This is a genomic window from Pseudoduganella sp. R-32, from assembly GCF_049913245.1.
Classification (GTDB): Bacteria; Pseudomonadota; Gammaproteobacteria; order Burkholderiales; family Burkholderiaceae_D; genus Rugamonas.
Window position 1 is genome coordinate 5,183,142 of record NZ_CP183987.1, and the last position, 15,700, is coordinate 5,198,841.

General features: G+C 64.0%; 21 protein-coding genes. 4 read left to right on the forward strand and 17 right to left on the reverse strand.

The genetic code is table 11. The features are described from left to right. Positions 1 to 55: 55 nt before the first annotated feature. Positions 56 to 481: a nucleoside-diphosphate kinase gene (ndk, locus tag ACN9MU_RS23650; RefSeq protein ID WP_155441729.1), complete on the reverse strand. Its 426-nt coding sequence runs from the start codon at positions 479 to 481 to the stop codon at positions 56 to 58. A gap of 214 nt (positions 482 to 695) precedes the next feature. On the opposite strand from ndk, the gene ACN9MU_RS23655 reads away from it, so the two are divergent. Both ACN9MU_RS23655 and ACN9MU_RS23660 read left to right on the forward strand, forming a co-directional pair. Beyond that, positions 696 to 1,379 carry a Bax inhibitor-1/YccA family protein gene (locus tag ACN9MU_RS23655; protein WP_426163108.1) on the forward strand — a complete coding sequence of 228 codons (684 nt, stop codon included), beginning with the start codon at positions 696 to 698 and terminating at the stop codon, positions 1,377 to 1,379. A gap of 133 nt (positions 1,380 to 1,512) precedes the next feature. After that, the gene (locus tag ACN9MU_RS23660; RefSeq protein ID WP_426318751.1) at positions 1,513 to 1,845 is read left to right on the forward strand and encodes a hypothetical protein; all 333 of its coding nucleotides are present in this window, start codon (positions 1,513 to 1,515) and stop codon (positions 1,843 to 1,845) included. Between the two features lie 3 nt (positions 1,846 to 1,848). Here the strand turns inward: ACN9MU_RS23660 and rlmD are convergent, their stop codons facing one another. From rlmD to ACN9MU_RS23695, 7 genes are all read right to left on the reverse strand, one after another. Further along, positions 1,849 to 3,189, reverse strand: coding sequence for a 23S rRNA (uracil(1939)-C(5))-methyltransferase RlmD (gene rlmD, locus ACN9MU_RS23665; protein ID WP_426163112.1), 1,341 nt, complete (start codon positions 3,187 to 3,189; stop codon positions 1,849 to 1,851). 156 nt (positions 3,190 to 3,345) lie between these two features. Continuing rightward, entirely contained in the window at positions 3,346 to 4,359 is a 1,014-nt protein-coding gene (rpoS, locus tag ACN9MU_RS23670; protein WP_426163114.1) for an RNA polymerase sigma factor RpoS, read from the reverse strand. Positions 4,360 to 4,369: 10 nt separating this feature from the next. Further along, the gene (locus ACN9MU_RS23675; protein WP_426318753.1) at positions 4,370 to 5,266 is read right to left on the reverse strand and encodes a peptidoglycan DD-metalloendopeptidase family protein; all 897 of its coding nucleotides are present in this window, start codon (positions 5,264 to 5,266) and stop codon (positions 4,370 to 4,372) included. A 16-nt stretch (positions 5,267 to 5,282) separates the two neighbouring features. Continuing rightward, entirely contained in the window at positions 5,283 to 6,167 is an 885-nt protein-coding gene (locus ACN9MU_RS23680; RefSeq protein ID WP_426318754.1) for a protein-L-isoaspartate(D-aspartate) O-methyltransferase, read from the reverse strand. Next, positions 6,164 to 6,901 (reverse strand): 5'/3'-nucleotidase SurE, encoded by a 738-nt coding sequence (gene surE, locus ACN9MU_RS23685; RefSeq protein ID WP_426318755.1) that lies wholly within the window; start codon positions 6,899 to 6,901, stop codon positions 6,164 to 6,166. Before surE ends, ACN9MU_RS23680 begins: the two co-directional genes overlap by 4 nt. A 54-nt stretch (positions 6,902 to 6,955) precedes the next feature. After that, positions 6,956 to 8,008: a KGGVGR-motif variant AAA ATPase gene (locus ACN9MU_RS23690; RefSeq protein WP_426163122.1), complete on the reverse strand. Its 1,053-nt coding sequence runs from the start codon at positions 8,006 to 8,008 to the stop codon at positions 6,956 to 6,958. 21 nt (positions 8,009 to 8,029) lie between these two features. Beyond that, positions 8,030 to 8,635, reverse strand: coding sequence for a toll/interleukin-1 receptor domain-containing protein (locus ACN9MU_RS23695; protein ID WP_426163124.1), 606 nt, complete (start codon positions 8,633 to 8,635; stop codon positions 8,030 to 8,032). A 116-nt stretch (positions 8,636 to 8,751) separates the two neighbouring features. On the opposite strand from ACN9MU_RS23695, the gene ACN9MU_RS23700 reads away from it, so the two are divergent. Then, positions 8,752 to 9,726 (forward strand): NADPH:quinone oxidoreductase family protein, encoded by a 975-nt coding sequence (locus tag ACN9MU_RS23700; protein ID WP_426163126.1) that lies wholly within the window; start codon positions 8,752 to 8,754, stop codon positions 9,724 to 9,726. Here the strand turns inward: ACN9MU_RS23700 and ACN9MU_RS23705 are convergent. Genes ACN9MU_RS23705 through ACN9MU_RS23745 form a run of 9 tightly spaced genes read right to left on the reverse strand, consistent with a single transcriptional unit; the run spans position 9,716 to position 14,825 of the window. Continuing rightward, positions 9,716 to 10,123, reverse strand: a complete 408-nt coding sequence (locus ACN9MU_RS23705; protein ID WP_426163128.1) for a hypothetical protein — start codon at positions 10,121 to 10,123, stop codon at positions 9,716 to 9,718. The two genes, ACN9MU_RS23700 and ACN9MU_RS23705, sit on opposite strands and share 11 nt — an antisense overlap. A gap of 12 nt (positions 10,124 to 10,135) precedes the next feature. After that, positions 10,136 to 10,867 carry a DUF899 domain-containing protein gene (locus ACN9MU_RS23710; RefSeq protein ID WP_426318757.1) on the reverse strand — a complete coding sequence of 244 codons (732 nt, stop codon included), beginning with the start codon at positions 10,865 to 10,867 and terminating at the stop codon, positions 10,136 to 10,138. Positions 10,868 to 10,869: 2 nt separating this feature from the next. Beyond that, complete coding sequence (locus tag ACN9MU_RS23715; RefSeq protein ID WP_426163132.1) at positions 10,870 to 11,523, reverse strand: glutaminyl-peptide cyclotransferase; 654 nt, start codon at positions 11,521 to 11,523, stop codon at positions 10,870 to 10,872. A 48-nt stretch (positions 11,524 to 11,571) separates the two neighbouring features. After that, complete coding sequence (locus tag ACN9MU_RS23720) at positions 11,572 to 12,783, reverse strand: helix-turn-helix domain-containing protein (protein WP_426163134.1); 1,212 nt, start codon at positions 12,781 to 12,783, stop codon at positions 11,572 to 11,574. 6 nt (positions 12,784 to 12,789) lie between these two features. After that, positions 12,790 to 13,260, reverse strand: coding sequence for a hypothetical protein (locus ACN9MU_RS23725; protein ID WP_426318758.1), 471 nt, complete (start codon positions 13,258 to 13,260; stop codon positions 12,790 to 12,792). Further along, positions 13,257 to 13,619, reverse strand: a complete 363-nt coding sequence (locus ACN9MU_RS23730; RefSeq protein WP_426163138.1) for a GFA family protein — start codon at positions 13,617 to 13,619, stop codon at positions 13,257 to 13,259. Before ACN9MU_RS23730 ends, ACN9MU_RS23725 begins: the two co-directional genes overlap by 4 nt. Beyond that, positions 13,616 to 14,308, reverse strand: coding sequence for a DUF6683 family protein (locus tag ACN9MU_RS23735; RefSeq protein WP_426343542.1), 693 nt, complete (start codon positions 14,306 to 14,308; stop codon positions 13,616 to 13,618). Before ACN9MU_RS23735 ends, ACN9MU_RS23730 begins: the two co-directional genes overlap by 4 nt. Beyond that, positions 14,305 to 14,688, reverse strand: coding sequence for a hypothetical protein (locus ACN9MU_RS23740; protein WP_426163142.1), 384 nt, complete (start codon positions 14,686 to 14,688; stop codon positions 14,305 to 14,307). Before ACN9MU_RS23740 ends, ACN9MU_RS23735 begins: the two co-directional genes overlap by 4 nt. Continuing rightward, the gene (locus tag ACN9MU_RS23745; protein WP_426163144.1) at positions 14,685 to 14,825 is read right to left on the reverse strand and encodes a hypothetical protein; all 141 of its coding nucleotides are present in this window, start codon (positions 14,823 to 14,825) and stop codon (positions 14,685 to 14,687) included. Before ACN9MU_RS23745 ends, ACN9MU_RS23740 begins: the two co-directional genes overlap by 4 nt. 109 nt (positions 14,826 to 14,934) lie before the next feature. Here ACN9MU_RS23745 and ACN9MU_RS23750 point away from each other — a divergent pair, with 109 nt between their 5' ends. Then, entirely contained in the window at positions 14,935 to 15,699 is a 765-nt protein-coding gene (locus ACN9MU_RS23750; protein WP_426163146.1) for a hypothetical protein, read from the forward strand. The last annotated feature ends 1 nt before the right edge of the window (position 15,700 follow it).

Sequence of the window (15,700 nt, forward strand, 5' to 3'; positions counted from 1 at the left end):
CCGAAGACCCGGGGCAAGGCGCAATACTACTGTACTACATTACAACCGCTAAAAATTAACGGGAGTAGACGTTCAGTGCTGGGAAGAAGTAGGCGATTTCAACGGCAGCGGTTTCAGCGGCGTCGGAGCCGTGAACAGCGTTAGCGTCGATGGAATCAGCGAAATCAGCACGGATGGTGCCTTTTTCTGCCTTCTTCGGATCGGTAGCGCCCATCAGGTCGCGGTTTTTCAGGATCGCGCCTTCGCCTTCCAGAACCTGGATCATCACAGGACCGGAAACCATGAAGTCAACCAGGTCCTTGAAGAAAGGACGCTCGCGGTGCACAGCGTAGAAGCCTTCGGCTTCAGCGCGGGACAGCTGGGTCATGCGGGCAGCGATCACTTTCAGGCCTGCGCCTTCGAAACGGCTGTAGATCTGGCCGATCACGTTCTTGGCTACTGCGTCAGGTTTGATGATCGACAGGGTGCGTTCGATTGCCATTATGAAAAACTCCAATAAAAAGAAAGGTTTAAAAGAAGAAATTAGATTCTCGATCAACCCTAGATTTTAACATAGTTCACTCTCTATGCCCAAGGAAACACTCCTCGGGCGCATATAAGGGCTTCCCCTAAGCGTTTTTAAGTATTTCCTAAGCCAGAAAGTCCCCATCCGGTCAGCGGCATGCTATGCTTTTTGGTAAAGGAGGCATTTAAATATGCAAAACGTACATCATTTTGGCAGCGCCGTCGCCACCGACAACGCGCTGATCCGCAACCGCGTGCTGCGCAATACCTACTGGCTGCTGGCCCTGTCGATGATCCCGACCGTGCTGGGCGCATTCGTTGGCGTGACTTTCGGCATGCCCTTCCCGCGCGGCTTCATCGGCGCAATCTTGTTCCTGGGTATCGCTTTCGGCTTCTTCTGGGCCATTGAAAAGAACAAGGACTCCGGCATCGGCGTCGCCCTGCTGCTGGGCTTCACCTTCTTCATGGGCCTGATGCTGACGCCGCTGCTCAGCCGCACCCTGGGTTACTCCAACGGCGCCACCTTGATCATGACCGCATTCGGCGGCACGGCATCGATTTTCGCCGCACTGGCCAGCTATGCCACCGTGACCAAGCGCGATTTCTCGATGATGGGCAAATGGCTGTTCGCCGGCGTGATCGTGCTGATGCTGGCTTCGATCGCCAACATCTTCCTGGGCATGAGCGCGCTGTCGATCGTGATCTCGGTGCTGGTGATTGCCGTGTTCTCGGCGTATATCCTGTTCGACGTGCAGCGCATCGTCAACGGCGGCGAGACCAACTACATCTCCGCCACCCTGGCCCTGTACCTGGACGTGTACAACATCTTCACCAGCCTGCTGAACCTGCTGGGCCTGGCCGGCGACCGCGAATAAGCGACAAGCTGTCCAATGAAAAAGCCGGCATCCGCCGGCTTTTTTTCGTTTGACCCACACCTTTGCGCCAACTCAATCCGTACCCCACACGATTGGCAAACACTTATCGCATCGCCACCCGTGGGAGCCTATCATGGAAGCGGATTCCCCTGACCACGAAGAAGGTATTCGCAAACTGGAGGAGAGAGTGCCTGACCTCGCCTGCGAAATCAAGCTTCTGAGTGAACGCCTGGACAAGTTCGCGATAGAGCTGCGGGCTGAGATCGCCAGTGCTGTCGCCGAGTCGGAAACGCGCATGCATGCCTATGTGGATGGGCGCCTGGCGGAACTGGAGCAGCGGCTGACCGCGCGCATTGTCGCGCTGGAGCAAGGGCAGCGCTGGATCATCGGACTCCTGGTCGCCATACTGCTCGGGATGGTCGGCCTGGCAAGCGGCATGGCGACCATCCTTTCCCGGCTGGCTTAGGCCTTACACGAGGTCGAACACCGCCATCGACTCCACGTGCGAGGTGTGCGGGAACATGTTCATCACGCCCGCTTGCGACATGCGATAGCCGGCGCGGTGCACCAGCACGCCGGCATCGCGCGCCAGGGTCGATGGCGAGCACGACACGTAGACGATACGCTTCGGCAGCATGTCCGGATTCGACTCCCTCAGCTCGGCCAGCGCCAGCGACAAGGCCATGGCGCCGTCGCGCGGCGGGTCGATCAGCATGCGGTCGAACTTGCCGAGGGCGATCAGGTCATCCTTGGTGATCTCGAACAGGTTACGGCACTGGAAAGTGGTGTGGCCGTCGACGCCGTTCACCTTGGCGTTCGACAGCGCGCGCTCGGTGAGCGCGGTGGAGCCTTCGATACCCACCACTTCGCGCGCCTGGGTCGCCAGCGGCAGCGTGAAGTTACCCAGGCCGCAGAACAGGTCGGCCACGCGCTCTTCCTTTTGCACGTCCAGCAGGCGCAGCGCCTTGTGCACCAGCACGCGGTTGATGTGGTGGTTCACCTGGGTGAAATCGGTCGGCTTGAACGGCATCTTGACGCCGAATTCCGGCAGCGTGTAATACAGCTCCTTGCCGGCCGGGTAGAACGGGTATGCCGTGTCCGGGCCTTTAGGTTGCAGCCACCACTGGATCTTGTATTCGTCGGCGAAGGCCTTCAGCTTGTCCTCGTCGCCTTCGCCCAGCGGTACCATATTGCGCATCACCAGCACGGTATTGTCTTCGCCGACGGCCAGTTCGATCTGCGGCACCTTGTCGAAGATGGTCAGCGAGTGGATCAGGGCGCGCAGCGGCATCATCATGTCCGACACGTGCTTCGGCAGGATCTGGCAGCTCTGGATATCGGCTACAAAGACCGATTTCTTTTCGTGGAAGCCGACCAGTACCGTGCCCTTCTTGGCCACGTAGCGCGAGGACAGGCGCGCACGATAGCGGTAGCCCCAGGTCGGTCCATACATCGGGCGCATCATGGTGTCGGACTTGACCTTGGACAGGTGCCACAGGTTATCTTCCAGCACGCGCTGCTTGATCGCCACCTGGGCCGACGCTTCCAGGTGCTGCATGGAGCAGCCGCCGCAAATGTCGAAGTGCTCGCACTTCGGCTTGACGCGCATCGACGATTCCTTGTGCAGCGCGGTCATGCGCCCCTGCTCCCAGTTCTTCTTCTTGCGCAGCAGCTCGAAGCTGACTTTTTCGCCCGGCAGCGCGCCTTCGATGAAGACCACCTTGCCCGGCGAGCCGTCTTCGTTCTCGATGTGGCCAACGCCACGGGCATCCATGTCCAGGGATTTGATTTCGACGATGTTGTCTTGCATAGCGATTAAGGTTGCAGCCGGCGCGTTGCGCGCCCAAAGCCCGCTATGATACCAAAAACCGGTACCCCGGTGTCAGACCCGCGGGGTCTGACACCAATCCACAGCAACTGCAGGCCAGGTGTCTGACCCTGCGGGTCAGACACCGCACTTCCGGTTTCAGAGAAGCGAATCGCGTACCACGCCGCGCGCCGCCATCGCCCGCTTCAGCTTGACCAGCGCTTCCTGCTGGATCTGGCGCACCCGCTCGCGCGTCACGCCCATTTCCTCGGCCAGGGTTTCCAGCGTCGCCGGATCGTCGTTATCGAGCCCGAAGCGGCGCATGATGACAATGCGCTGCTTGTCCGGCAGCTTGGTCAGCCAGTCGCGCACCAGCACCGTCATCTCATGGTGTTCGGCGCGCGCGTCGGGCGAATCCTCGGAATCGCCCGGCAGCATGTCCATCAGCGACGACTGGGGGTCGTTATCCAGCGGCGCATCGAGCGAGGTGGCATGCTCGGACAAGGCCAGGATATCCTGCACCTCTTCCACCGGCCGCCCCACCAGGTCGGCGATATCCTCCGCCGTGGCATCCTTGCCATTATGGTGCTGCGCCTCCAGGTGGTACTTGCCGCGCAGGATCTGGTTCAGTTCACGCACCATGTGCACCGGCAGGCGCACCGTGCGCGCCTGGTTCATGATGGCGCGCTCGATGCTCTGGCGAATCCACCAGGTGGCATAGGTAGAGAAGCGGAAGCCGCGCTCCGGCTCGAACTTGTCGATGGCGCGCATCAGGCCGATGTTGCCCTCTTCGATCATGTCGAGCAGCACCACGCCGCGATTGATGTAATGCTTGGCGATCGACACCACCAGCCGCAGGTTATGCTCGATCATGGTCTGGCGGGCGGCGAAATCGCCCTGCTTGGCCAGCGTGGCGAAATGCACCTCCTGCGGCGCCGTCAGCAGGGGACGGGTGCCGATCTGGTTCAGGTAGTGCTGGGTAGTGTCGGTGGAGAGCTCCGCCGCCAGCACCTTTTTCAGTTCGTCGACCGTTTCAAGGACGGCGCTGGCGCCTTCAACCGCAACCTCGCCGTCCGGTTCCATGGAATCGATGGCTACTTCATCGATCGGCTCGTCCGGGAATTCCTCAGGAATCGAGTCGTCTTCCAGTTGGTCATTCGGCGAGCGTGTCATGGGTGCTTATCTAGCGGTTAGGCAGGAATTTCGATGGATCCACCGGCTTGCCCTGCTGCCTTATCTCAAAGTGCAGCTTGACCGTGTCGGTATCGGAGTCCCCCATTTCAGCAATTGCCTGGCCCCTGCGCACTTCCTGCCCCTCCTTGACCAGGATGGAGCGGTTGTGGGCATAGGCCGACAACAGGCTGTTACTGTGCTTCACAATGACGAGATTACCATATCCGCGGATGCCGCTACCGGCATACATCACTTTTCCTCGTTCAGCAGCCAACACTTGTTGTCCGGCGCGCCCTGCGATGTCGATGCCCTTGTTCCTGCCCTCGTCGAACTGTGCCACCACGCGGCCATCGGAAGGCCAGGTCCACGACAGGTCGCGGTCTTCCGCGCTGACCGCAGCTGCCGGCGGCACGGCCGGCGCCGGGGTTGGGGCCAGGCTGGCCACCATGGCCGGCTTGTCGGCGCGTTCGTCGGATTTCTGCAAATCCGCCACCGCGGCATCGGAATACGGACGTTTCTCCCCCTTTGGCGTCGACTTGCGCGGCGGCGGCGGGGTCTTCTCGATCTGCGGCGGGGTCGGCACGGCCGCTACCTGCACGCCTTCGGGTTGGGTCAGGCGCAACACCTGGTCGACCTTGATGTCGTCCGGGTTCGACAAGTTGTTCCAGGCCGCCAGGTCGCGATAATTCAGGCCGCGGTCGAAGGCGATGCGGATCAGGGTGTCGCCCTTGTGGACGGTATAGTAGCCTTCCTTGTCTTTCGGCTCCTCCACCGGGGCCACTTTCGGCGCTGTGGTGGGGTGCGGTGTCGAACGATCTTCGACCGGGGCCTGGGTCGGCACGGTCGAACATGCGGTCAGCACGGCCAGCGAGGCCGCCATCAGGAAAAGGGAATAGTTCTTCGTCATTCTATTGATCTGTGTGTTAAACGGTGCCAGGGCGCAGCGGCACAAAATGGCAGTCTTCCAGCGTCTGGCGCACCCATTCGTTCTTGCTGACACGGGTCACCAGTTCGAGATGCTGGGTGCGAGCCCCGACCGGGGCGACCAGGCGGCCGCCGATATTCAGTTGATCCAGCAAGGCCTGCGGCACTTCCAGGCCAGCGGCGGCAAGGATGATGCCATCGAAAGGCGCCGCCTGCGGCAAGCCTAGCATACCATCTCCGTAGTGCAAACGCAGGTTCGGCACCCGCAGGGGCCGCAAGTTGGCCTTGGCCAGTTCATGCAGGGGCTTGATGCGTTCGATCGAAAACACCTCTTTCGCCACGCAGGCCAGCACCGCCGCCTGGTAGCCGCAGCCGGTGCCGATTTCCAGCACGCGGTGCAGATCCTGCCCGGCGCGCATCACCTCGATCATGCGCGCCACGATATAAGGCTGGGAAATGGTCTGGTGGTGGCCGATCGGCAGCGAAGCGTCGATATAGGCTTGCGGCGCCAGGCCCTCGTCCATGAACATATGGCGCGGCACGGTGTCGAGCGCGCCCAGCACTACCGGGTCGCTCACGCCCTGCTTCGCCACCCGCTGCACCATGGCGCGACGCACGCCGTCCGATACCAGGGCATTCTGGCGCGGCGCCGCCACGGGGCCAAGCTGCACCTGGGCGCGTTCCTGGGCATAGGAATGGGCGCGCGAGGGCGATGCCACCGGTTGCGGCGGGCGCCAGCCGCCCGGGCTGGCTGCGGCAGTGCGGGCGGCATTCTGGGTGGCGGTTTGGGGCGTGGCCACGGAGCTGTAGACCGGCTTTTTCGCCGGGCTCTTGTCGGTAACAGAAGACAGGGGCAGCGGGAAAGTGCGGGTCTTTTCGCTCATTCGATGGCCTTTGCCAGGGTAGCGAGTTGTTGGCGATGGGTCAGGTCGATCTGCAATGGCGTCAGCGAAACGCGGCCATTGGCGACGGCATGGAAGTCGGTGCCCTCGCCGGCATCCTTGCAGGCGCCGGGCGGGCCAATCCAGTAGATCTCCCGGCCGCGCGGGTCAAGCGCCTTGACCACGGGTTCGGCCTGGTGGCGGCGGCCGAGGCGGGTCGGGGTCAGTGGACCCAGCTGCTCATACGGCAGGTTCGGGATGTTCACGTTCAGCAGGTAGGGCCGCTCCAGCAGTCCCAGGTAGCGCTGCACCAGGTCGCGCGCCACGCGCGCCGCGGCATCGACATTCGCCCAACCGTAGGAACCCTGCGAAAAAGCCATCGCCGGCACGCCGAACAGGTAGCCCTCGGTGGCGGCGGCCACCGTGCCCGAGTACAGCGTGTCATCGCCCATGTTCGGGCCGTTGTTAATGCCCGACACCACCAGGTCCGGCACGTGGTCCAGCAGGCCGGTCAGCGCCACGTGCACGCAATCGGTCGGCGTTCCATTGACAAAATAGAAACCATTGGCCGCCTGCTGAACCGACAAAGGACGGTCCAGCGTGAGGGAATTGGAAGCGCCGGAACGGTTGCTGTCGGGCGCCACAACCACGATATCGGCAATTGGCTGCAGGGCTTCCGCCAGCGCATTGATGCCAGGCGCCAGGTAGCCGTCGTCGTTACTGATAAGGATTCTCATACAGGGAATTTTACCTGAAGCAACGACTGGCGCAGCGCGCCGGCGGCGACAAATTTACATTGCCGCCGGCATCGGCCAGTACCCTGCGCGCTCTTGCTCGAGCGGCAAGGCATGGTGGTTGTTCAGGGTGGCCGGCCCGGCAGCGGGCAGGCGCTGCCAGGGGCAGAGCCCATCGCCAAACCATTGCATAAATGCATAATAGCCTTGCTGCAGCGCCAGCGCCGGCAGCGGTTCGCCACTGGCCAGGCTGGCGCAGTGCGGCAATTGCACCGCATCGAAGTACTCTTCCAGCGACAGCCAGGGCAAACCGTAGGCCTGGCCCAGCATGCCTTCGAACAGGGGCTGGTAGCCGCCCTCCCCATCCTCGCCGCGGCGCCAGAACCTGCATTGCGCCTCGTCCGAGGTATCGATGCGCGATGGCAGCGGGTAGACCAGCAACTGGCGCTGTTCGTCCTCATGGCAACTGCGATAGCCGGTGGCGCGCGCCACCAGGTCCCGCAGGCCGTCCAGGTTTTGCCGGTTCGGCGCGAACACCAGCACCAGCCGTGTCGGCAGCAAGGTTGTGCAGATGGCGGCGCAGTCGGCGCGACCGCTGCGCGCATCGACCAGCACATGGCCGAAATGGCGCGCCAACCGCGCGGCAAAGGTGCGGAACAGCGCGGGGCAAGCGTCGAACAAGCTTTGCCAGTCCAGCATCGCCGCGCGTTCCGCATGGCTGCCATCGCACCGCCCAGCGCGCAGCAGCCAGAGTGGCCGGTCATCGCATGCCCTGATCAGGTACTGCTCCCAGCGTACCGCGTCGAACACCGCCTCGGCCAGCGCCTGCTCGCTGGCGTAGCGGCCGGCGCGCTCCTGGAGCTGCTCGCGGCATTCTTCGAACAGGTCCAGCACTCCCGGCGCCTCCGCCGCGCCGGGAAAGTAGTAATGCAGCCCCGGAGCCTCCAGGTCCCAGTCGACCAGCAACACCGGCGCCGTGCGGCGGCTTGCCAGGATGTGCCCAAGATTGGCCAGCGCCATGGTACGGCCTACGCCGCCCTTGTAGGAATAGAAAGTGGTGACTTCGCCGGCTGCGGGCAGCTCTGGCAGGTGCAGGCGTAGGTGTTCCATGGCGCTCTTTCAGAGGTTTTTCTAGCGAGGAAAGTGAGGCGGGGCCGGCGGGCGCCATTCCGGCGGCACCGGCGGCAGCACGAACTGCCTGCAGTCGTGGTCGGGCGGAATGCTCGCCTTCAGGCAGTGGTAGTGCATCGTGATGCGCTCGACGATGCGCCGGATATCGGGCAGGAAATCGGGATTGGTCTTCAGATCCCCGGTTGCCAGCGTATAGCGCGAAAAATCGACATACATGCCAGGCTCGCTGATCTGGCGCGGCAGGTTCAGCGGATGGCGGGTCATGATGACGGGGATGATCAGGTGGCTTGGCAGCTCGTACCAGCCGCTGCGCTCGGCCTCGATCATCTGCATGGCGGCGAATTCGCGCCGGGTATATGGGTGGGCTTCGTACTTGGGCGTGTAGATCACGATCATGGTGGCGCTCTGGCACATGGCCAGCGCAAGCCGGCGGTCGATATCGTCCCCGCCACCCAGTTGCTCGCTATCGACAAACAGCTCGGTCTCGTTGTCGAAGTGGGGCTCAAGATAGCACTTCAGGGCATCGACCAGGTCGTCCTTGAAGTGGCTCATATATGCGTGCTGGCCATGCGCGTAACTGAAAAAGCAGCCGTACCGGATACTCATGGCAATCGCCTCCCCTGCCTGCCAAATGTATTCCCCTCCCGCGCGATAAACTTTGTGCCGGCGCAAAGTGTTCTCGGGCATAATCGCACGATCGTTCCAAAAATGATGGAGACCATATGAAGGCTATCGTTTGCAAGGAGTGGGGCCTGCCCGACACGCTGGTGCTGGAAGATGTGCCCGACCCGCAGCCTGGCCCCGGCCAGGTGGTGTTGCAGGTAAAGGCGGCAGCAGTCAACTTTCCGGATGTACTGATCATCCAGGGCAAGTACCAATACAAGCCTGCCCTGCCCTTCACGCCGGGGAATGAAGTCTCGGGCGTGGTGCTGTCGGTGGGCGAAGGGGTGCAGGGCTTCAAGCCGGGCGACAAGGCGATTGCCTTCTCCGCGCATGGCGGCTTTGCCGAACAACTGCTGGTGCCCGCCGCTTCGCTGATGCCGATGCCGCCGGGGATGGATTTCGACACCGCCGCCGCGATCACCCTCACCTACGGGACCTCGCACCACGCCGTGGTGGACCGCGCCCGGTTGAAGGCCGGCGAAACCATGCTGGTGCTGGGCGCCGCCGGCGGCGTCGGTCTGGCGGCCATCGAGATCGGCAAGGCGCTCGGCGCGCGGGTGATTGCCGCCGCTTCCAGCGAGGAAAAGCTGGCCGTCTGCAAGGAGCATGGCGCCGACGTCCTGGTCAACTACAGCAGCAACGACCTGCGCGAAGCCATCAAGGCCGCTACCGACGGCAAGGGCCCGGACGTGATATACGACCCGGTCGGCGGTGAATACGCCGAGCCGGCCTTCCGCTCGATCGGCTGGCGCGGCCGCTACCTGGTGGTGGGCTTTGCCAACGGCGAGATACCGAAGCTGCCCCTGAACCTGACGCTGCTCAAGGGCGCTTCGCTAATGGGCGTGTTCTGGGGCGAGTTCGTCAAGCGCGAGCCGAAAGCCAACCTGGCCGGCATGATGCAGCTCCTGGGCTGGCTGGCCGAAGGCAAGATCCGCCCGCACATCTCGGCACGCTACGCCCTGGCCGACACGCCGCGCGCGCTCGAAGCGATGGCAGCACGCAAGGTCACCGGCAAGGTGATTGTCAAGCCTTAAGCCACTGCACGAAGCGAACGGCGAGATAAAGCATCGCGCCGTTCGCGGCAAGCATCGCCGCCAGGTGCAGCGCCATCGCCGCCAGCGTTTGCAGCAACGGCCCTGCGGCGCCACTGCCGCTGCCGCAGATCGTCATCAGCGCCGGCATGAGGATGAAGCCTGCGCCGTGCGCCGTGGATGTGATGAAAGTCCACAGCGCCATTCCCGCCTGGCCCGCCAAGGCGTGGCCTTTGCCGATGCGGCAGGCCAAAGCAACCAGCAGCAGCACGCCTGCGCCCCACTGCAGGGCCGGGCGGTCCAGCGGCAGCCGGAATGCCACCGCCGCCGCCACCGCCATCGACGCCGCATGGCCGCAGGCGATCGCCGTCACGGCCCGCCAGGGCCGGAAGATCGACATGGCATCCCCGCATCACGCCTGGGAGCCGCAGCATGACGCCGCCGGTTGCGCGTAGCGGTCATGATGCCTGACCCACGCCATCGTGTACGGCAAATCATCCTCGTGCCGCCCGAACGGCGTGAGATCGAGGAAGCGATAGGTATGCATCATCACTTCCACCCCGCGGCCGTAGGTCGAATAAGTGTGGTAGACCGTGCCCGCGTCGTCCTTGTAGAAAACGCTGACGCCGGGCGCATCTTCGTGCGGGAAAGCCTGGCCGGTGTAGTTGTAATAGACTTCGCCTGCAGCCATTTCTTCCGGCGCGAAACTGACGTGGAAGTCGTAATTGAAATCGCTGTCACCCGACGACACCCATTTGAACCGCCAGCCCATTTCCTTGCGCATGCGCTCCAGGCTGGCCAGCGGTGCGCGCGATACCGCCACCACGCTCACGTCGCGCTGCGCCAGGTGCGCCAGCGCGCCATCCGTATGGTCGGCCATGTAGGAGCAGTGCGCGCAGCCGCGCTCCTGCCCGGGCGCAAACATGAAATGCTGCACCACTAGCTGGCTGCGCCCTTCGAACAGGTCGGACAAGGAACGCTTGCCCTGCGGCGTGTCGAACACGTACTGCTTGTCAACGCGCACCCACGGCAGCGCGCGGCGGGCGCTGGCCAATTGGTCCTGCTGGCGCATCAACTCCTTTTCGCGCACCAGCAACGCCTTGCGCTGCGCTACCCATTGCTCCTGATTGACGATGGCGTTCATGATTACTCCCCTCGTGGGCGGCGCACTGCACGCACCTTGCCGCTATTCTCGCCGCCGGCATAGAACAAGCCGGCGCCATCGGATTCCAGGCCGCTGACGAAGACGCCCGGCGGCATTTCCAGCCGTTCCAGCACGGCCCCGCTGTGCGGATCGACATGGCGGATGTCGCTCTGGTCGCCCTCCCAGGTGCCATGCCAAAGCTCGCCGTCCACCCATGTCACGCCGGTGACGAAGCGGTTCGATTCGATGGTGCGCAGCACGGCGCCGGTCTCCGGATTGACCTGATGGATCTTGCGTTCGCGGTACTGCCCCACCCACAGGCTGCCTTCCGCCCACGCCAGGCCGGAATCCGCGCCTTTGCCGGGCGCAGGAATAGACGACACCACCGCTCCGCTGGATGGGTCGATCTTGTTGATCCGTTCTGCCGCGATCTGGTACAGGAACTTGCCGTCGAATGCCGTGCCGGCATCGGCGGCCACCTCCAGCGAGCGCGCCTGCTTGCCGCTCTCGGGATCAATGCCGATCAGGCGGGCGCCTGTTGCCGCCCATACCAGATGGCCGTCGTAAGTAACCCCGCCGACTTTGGTAACGCCGTCGAACGGGCCGTATTCGCGCAGGATTTCAGCCGTGCGCACCTTGCTTGAATTGTGTGTCATTGCCTGGCTCCTTATGAGGCGCGCCTCGATTGGCGCCGCAAATGAACTTTATTCCAACGGCAGTGCAGCAGGGAGTAACAAGATTGTCGTGAATCCGGCCAGCGGCGGCGACAGCCAGCGCCGCGTGCGGGCACTGCCGATCGAGCGCACCCGTCCCTCCGCCTCCAGTTCAGCCAGGGCGCGCTGGACGGTGCGCTGGCTGGCATCAAGCGCCAGGGCCAAGGCCGAAGTCGACCAGGCAGCGCCCTCGGACAAGAGCGCCAGCAACGCAGCCTGCTCGCCATCGATCGGCGGCTCCAGCATGGCCAGGCTGCGCCCATCACCAGGCCGGATCGCAAAGCCGAGCGGCGTTGCCTCGATGCCGGCCAGTCCCTTGAGGAGCGCGCGAAGGCGGCCGATCTCCACCCGCAACCGCGCGCGGTGGGTTTCGTCGGGGCGACGCGTGTTGAAGGCCCGTTCGATCAGCAGGTCTCGCCCGGCATCGCCCGGCCAGGCCTCAGCCAGGATGCGGGCCAGCGCAAACAATACCGGCCTGCGGGCCAGGGAACGCCAGGCCGCGCCGCAGCCCAGGCCTCGCCGGCAGGCATCCAGTACCAGTGTGCCCGATGCCAGCAGAGCTGCCACTTCGTCGAGCGACAGCGCGCCGCCACCGTGCAGGCGCGCGGCGGGACGATGCAGCGCAGCGCTGGCCTCCACGACCTCTGCCAGAAGCTCCGGCACGCCCGAGCGGGTGGCCGCCGCATGCGCGTGCGCAAGCGCGGCCCTTGCCTGCGCCGGGCGTAGCGTTCGCATTGCCAGTTCGGCCGCGGCCAGTTGCGCAACTGCCGCCAGAGACGGCGTCAGGGCACGGATATCGAGGCGCGACAGTTCAGTTGCAGCGGCTTCGAGGCGTCCAAGCAGGAGGAATTTACGGGCGGCGATCAAGCGCGCCTGCAAGGCATTGCCATAGTCGCCGTGCGCTTCCAGCACCGCCAGCGCGGCCGCCAGCGCGCGCGGCGGGGCTGCAAAATCACGCATGGCCATCGCCACTTCCGCTTCCGCGACAAGGCAGCGCGCGCGGGCCAGTTCTTCATGCGAGCCAAAGCCACGCGCGGCACGCCGCAGCAACTCGCGCGCCCTGGGAAAGTCGCCCAGCCGCGCCATGGCGATGCCGCGCAGGGCCAGCGCCGGTGGGTCGTCGCGCAGTGCCACATGTTTCAGGGCGCCCAGCACGTCACCGCTGGCAAGGGAACGGGCCGACGCGGTAATCAGGGAATCCATCGCGCTTCAGCCGGCCCTGCGCACGCGCGAGGCAGCGGCGCGCAACAGGATGCGTGAATAGAGCTGATGGAAGCCAAGCAGCGCGCGGAACAGGCCTCCCTGCCGCGAGTGCACGACTGCGGAGCCAAAATACAGCCGCGTGCCCTGCCCGGCCGGCGCCGCCATCAACCATGAACGCGTGCTGCCTGCGACATCGCACATCAGCAACTGATCCGGCGCCCGCCCTTCCACCGACCACGCGGAGAAATGCTGGCGCTGGCCGCGCGCCAGCTCACGCGCTTCCACATCGCGCGAAGGCCGCGCAACGAACAGCGCCAGCAGCAACCGTTCCAGCTTGAAGACGGCGGTGGTGTAGAAAGCCTCGACATAGGCTGCATGCGCGACCTGTTCCGGCACGTCGATGGCGAAACAATCGGTGTAAGCCCCCTGCTCGCGGTAACGCTGCAACAAGGCGTCCTCGGGCAGGTCGGCGATCACAAGTAGGTCCAGGTGTCGGCGCCGTCGAACTTGCGGACTTCCATTTCCGCCACGGCTTCCGGCGCGAAATTGGCCATGTTCACGCCCATGCGGCCATCGTCATTGGGCTTTAGCGACTTCCAGTGCGTGACACAGCCGCAGGTCCGGCAGCGCACCGTGCGCAGTGACTTGTCGCCCCAGACGTAATCCTCGGCATGCGCCGGATCGCCCTCGATGCGGACCCCGTCTTCGGGATAGAACGCCCACAGCGCCCGCGTGCGGCGGCAAATCGAGCAGTTGCAGTCGATCAGGTAGGCCGGCGCGGCCGGCACCTCGATCGTGATTGCGCCGCAGTGGCAGGAACCGGCAAGGATGGTCATTTAACAAGCATAACACCTCGCTCGTCGATCTGCAGGCGCTCGGGGTCAGCCCCCAACACCAGCTTCAAATTTTCTCGCGCGCTGTTGCGCAGGTTGGCAGCCGCGTGCTCCGACTGCGCCTTTTGCTGCTGTGACTTGTAAGCCAGCGCCATGAAAGCGCCGACCATGGCGCTTTTCTCGTACAGGTTGCGGATTGTTTCCGCGCTTTGCTTCTCGGCCAGGCGGCGCGTGCCGCCCCCCTGGCGAAGCTGCTCGGCCACCGCCGCGAATTCCTCGTCCAGGACCTCGCGGTTGGCGAAGACCATGTAATTGCCAACGATGAAGGCCGCCATTGCGCCGTCCAGGTCATCGCGCTGCCATCCCATTTTGGCAGCCACCTGCTGGTAGACGTCCATGCTCTGCTGGAAGGCTTGTGCCATCGCTGCCTGGCTCGACGCCGGAAACACCTTTGCCAGCTCCCGCGCGTTGCGCTGCACCGCCGGCGGCGCCTCCATGCGCGCCGCCTTGCCGCGTGAGTGGAGCCCGGTGTTCATTGAATTGTTGTTCATCACCGCCATGTTGGCGAAGTTGATCAGCGGCGCCGTCGTCATGGAGTAATCCAGCCCCAGGCCGACATAGCCCTGCGCGCGGGCCGCAGGCGCAGCGAGCAGCGCGGCGTACAGCATCAGGTGCGGCAGCAGGCGGTTCATGCGCTCATCACCTGGCTAGGCAGCAGGTCGCTCATATTGTCCGCCACATTGCGTGCATTGAAGCAGCGGAAGCGGAACTCGCCGCCATCCTCCAGCTCGACTACCACGATGCCGGTCAGGATGCCGAACTCGCGCCGCACGGAACGCACTTCACGCAGCGGGATGTGCACCGGCTGCAAATCATCGTGCACGGCCTTGTTCATGATGTTCGGCACCCAGTCCAGCGCGTCGGCCGATACAGTGACGATGCCGCCCACCCACAATCCGCCAATGACGGCGCCGATCGCTTCCACGTTGCGCGCGGCCGCCCCGCCGAAACGGCGATTGACTACTGCATCGGTAATGAAGGCATTGCACAATTTCTTGATAAAGATCGTCATTGGAACCTCATGCCGTGTTTGTCGAGGAATAGGTTGGCGGGATCGCCCTTCAGCACCAGCTGCAGGTTTTCGCGGGCGGCGTTGCGCATGTTCTCGTACACGTCAGGCGGGGCACTCAGGATCAACTTGCACTTCATCGCGTCACCTCGACATTGCACAAAACGTTGTCTGAGAATATACAATTTTGCACAACGCGCCAACCGAATCGAGGTGCGTGAAAGTCACTCAGGGCGGGAGGTATCGGAAATGAAGATTCGCACGCTGGCCTGGCTGGCCATCGCACTGCACGGCTCCGTGCAGGCAGGCGAAGTACTGCTTGATATTCCCACGCGGCCAGGCGCCACCGTGCGCGTGCTCGAGATGACAGGCGAGCGCACCCCCAGCCATGTGGTGCTTTACCTCGCAGGCGGTTCAGGCCAGCGCGGTTTGCAAGGCGTATGGCCAGGCAGCCTGCCGGCCGATCCGGACACCTTGTTCGGCGCACAGCGCCAGATGGCGGACCAGGTGGGCGCCATGGTGGCGCTGGACACCGCCAGCGATCACGAAGTACTGGATATCGCCAGCCGTCAGGGATCCGCGCACGGCCAGGACGTCGCCGCTGTCGTCGATTTCATGCGCAAGCGCCACCCGCAGGCGCGCCTTGTCCTGATGGGGAGCAGCGACGGCGCCTTTTCCGCCGCCTTTCTTGCCAACCGCTTGCCGGCCGTGGATGCAGTGGTGCTGGTCAATGGCAGCGCCGACGCCTGGGCCGAAGCACCGCACCTGAAGCGCCCCGTGCTCGGCGTACACCACCGGCGCGACGCCTGCCTGCCCTTCCGCGACAGCTATCCGAAGGCGCGCTTCTTCCCGCTGATCGCAGTCGACAGCGAAGCCTTCCCGCAGGTCTTCGCCGGCACACGCCGTGACTGCAGCCGCGAAAGCGCGCACGGTCTGCAAGGCCAGCGCTCGCAAGTCTACCGGGCGATCGGCAACTGGCTGCAGAGCGGCGAGGCGCCGCCGGAACTGCGCTAGC

Bases quoted from the DNA above. Each gene is read 5' to 3' on its own strand.
- ACN9MU_RS23660 (WP_426318751.1), top strand. From the start codon at position 1,513: ATGGAAGCGGATTCCCCTGACCACGAAGAAGGTATTCGCAAACTGGAG.
- ndk (WP_155441729.1), bottom strand. From the start codon at position 481: ATGGCAATCGAACGCACCCTGTCGATCATCAAACCTGACGCAGTAGCC.
- ACN9MU_RS23750 (WP_426163146.1), top strand. From the start codon at position 14,935: ATGAAGATTCGCACGCTGGCCTGGCTGGCCATCGCACTGCACGGCTCC.
- ACN9MU_RS23695 (WP_426163124.1), bottom strand. From the start codon at position 8,635: ATGAGTATCCGGTACGGCTGCTTTTTCAGTTACGCGCATGGCCAGCAC.
- ACN9MU_RS23705 (WP_426163128.1), bottom strand. From the start codon at position 10,123: ATGTCGATCTTCCGGCCCTGGCGGGCCGTGACGGCGATCGCCTGCGGC.
- ACN9MU_RS23710 (WP_426318757.1), bottom strand. From the start codon at position 10,867: ATGAACGCCATCGTCAATCAGGAGCAATGGGTAGCGCAGCGCAAGGCG.
- ACN9MU_RS23675 (WP_426318753.1), bottom strand. From the start codon at position 5,266: ATGACGAAGAACTATTCCCTTTTCCTGATGGCGGCCTCGCTGGCCGTG.
- ACN9MU_RS23680 (WP_426318754.1), bottom strand. From the start codon at position 6,167: ATGAGCGAAAAGACCCGCACTTTCCCGCTGCCCCTGTCTTCTGTTACC.
- ACN9MU_RS23730 (WP_426163138.1), bottom strand. From the start codon at position 13,619: ATGACCATCCTTGCCGGTTCCTGCCACTGCGGCGCAATCACGATCGAG.
- ACN9MU_RS23745 (WP_426163144.1), bottom strand. From the start codon at position 14,825: ATGAAGTGCAAGTTGATCCTGAGTGCCCCGCCTGACGTGTACGAGAAC.
- surE (WP_426318755.1), bottom strand. From the start codon at position 6,901: ATGAGAATCCTTATCAGTAACGACGACGGCTACCTGGCGCCTGGCATC.
- rlmD (WP_426163112.1), bottom strand. From the start codon at position 3,189: ATGCAAGACAACATCGTCGAAATCAAATCCCTGGACATGGATGCCCGT.
- ACN9MU_RS23715 (WP_426163132.1), bottom strand. From the start codon at position 11,523: ATGACACACAATTCAAGCAAGGTGCGCACGGCTGAAATCCTGCGCGAA.
- ACN9MU_RS23720 (WP_426163134.1), bottom strand. From the start codon at position 12,783: ATGGATTCCCTGATTACCGCGTCGGCCCGTTCCCTTGCCAGCGGTGAC.
- ACN9MU_RS23700 (WP_426163126.1), top strand. From the start codon at position 8,752: ATGAAGGCTATCGTTTGCAAGGAGTGGGGCCTGCCCGACACGCTGGTG.
- ACN9MU_RS23735 (WP_426343542.1), bottom strand. From the start codon at position 14,308: ATGAACCGCCTGCTGCCGCACCTGATGCTGTACGCCGCGCTGCTCGCT.
- rpoS (WP_426163114.1), bottom strand. From the start codon at position 4,359: ATGACACGCTCGCCGAATGACCAACTGGAAGACGACTCGATTCCTGAG.
- ACN9MU_RS23690 (WP_426163122.1), bottom strand. From the start codon at position 8,008: ATGGAACACCTACGCCTGCACCTGCCAGAGCTGCCCGCAGCCGGCGAA.
- ACN9MU_RS23655 (WP_426163108.1), top strand. From the start codon at position 696: ATGCAAAACGTACATCATTTTGGCAGCGCCGTCGCCACCGACAACGCG.
- ACN9MU_RS23740 (WP_426163142.1), bottom strand. From the start codon at position 14,688: ATGACGATCTTTATCAAGAAATTGTGCAATGCCTTCATTACCGATGCA.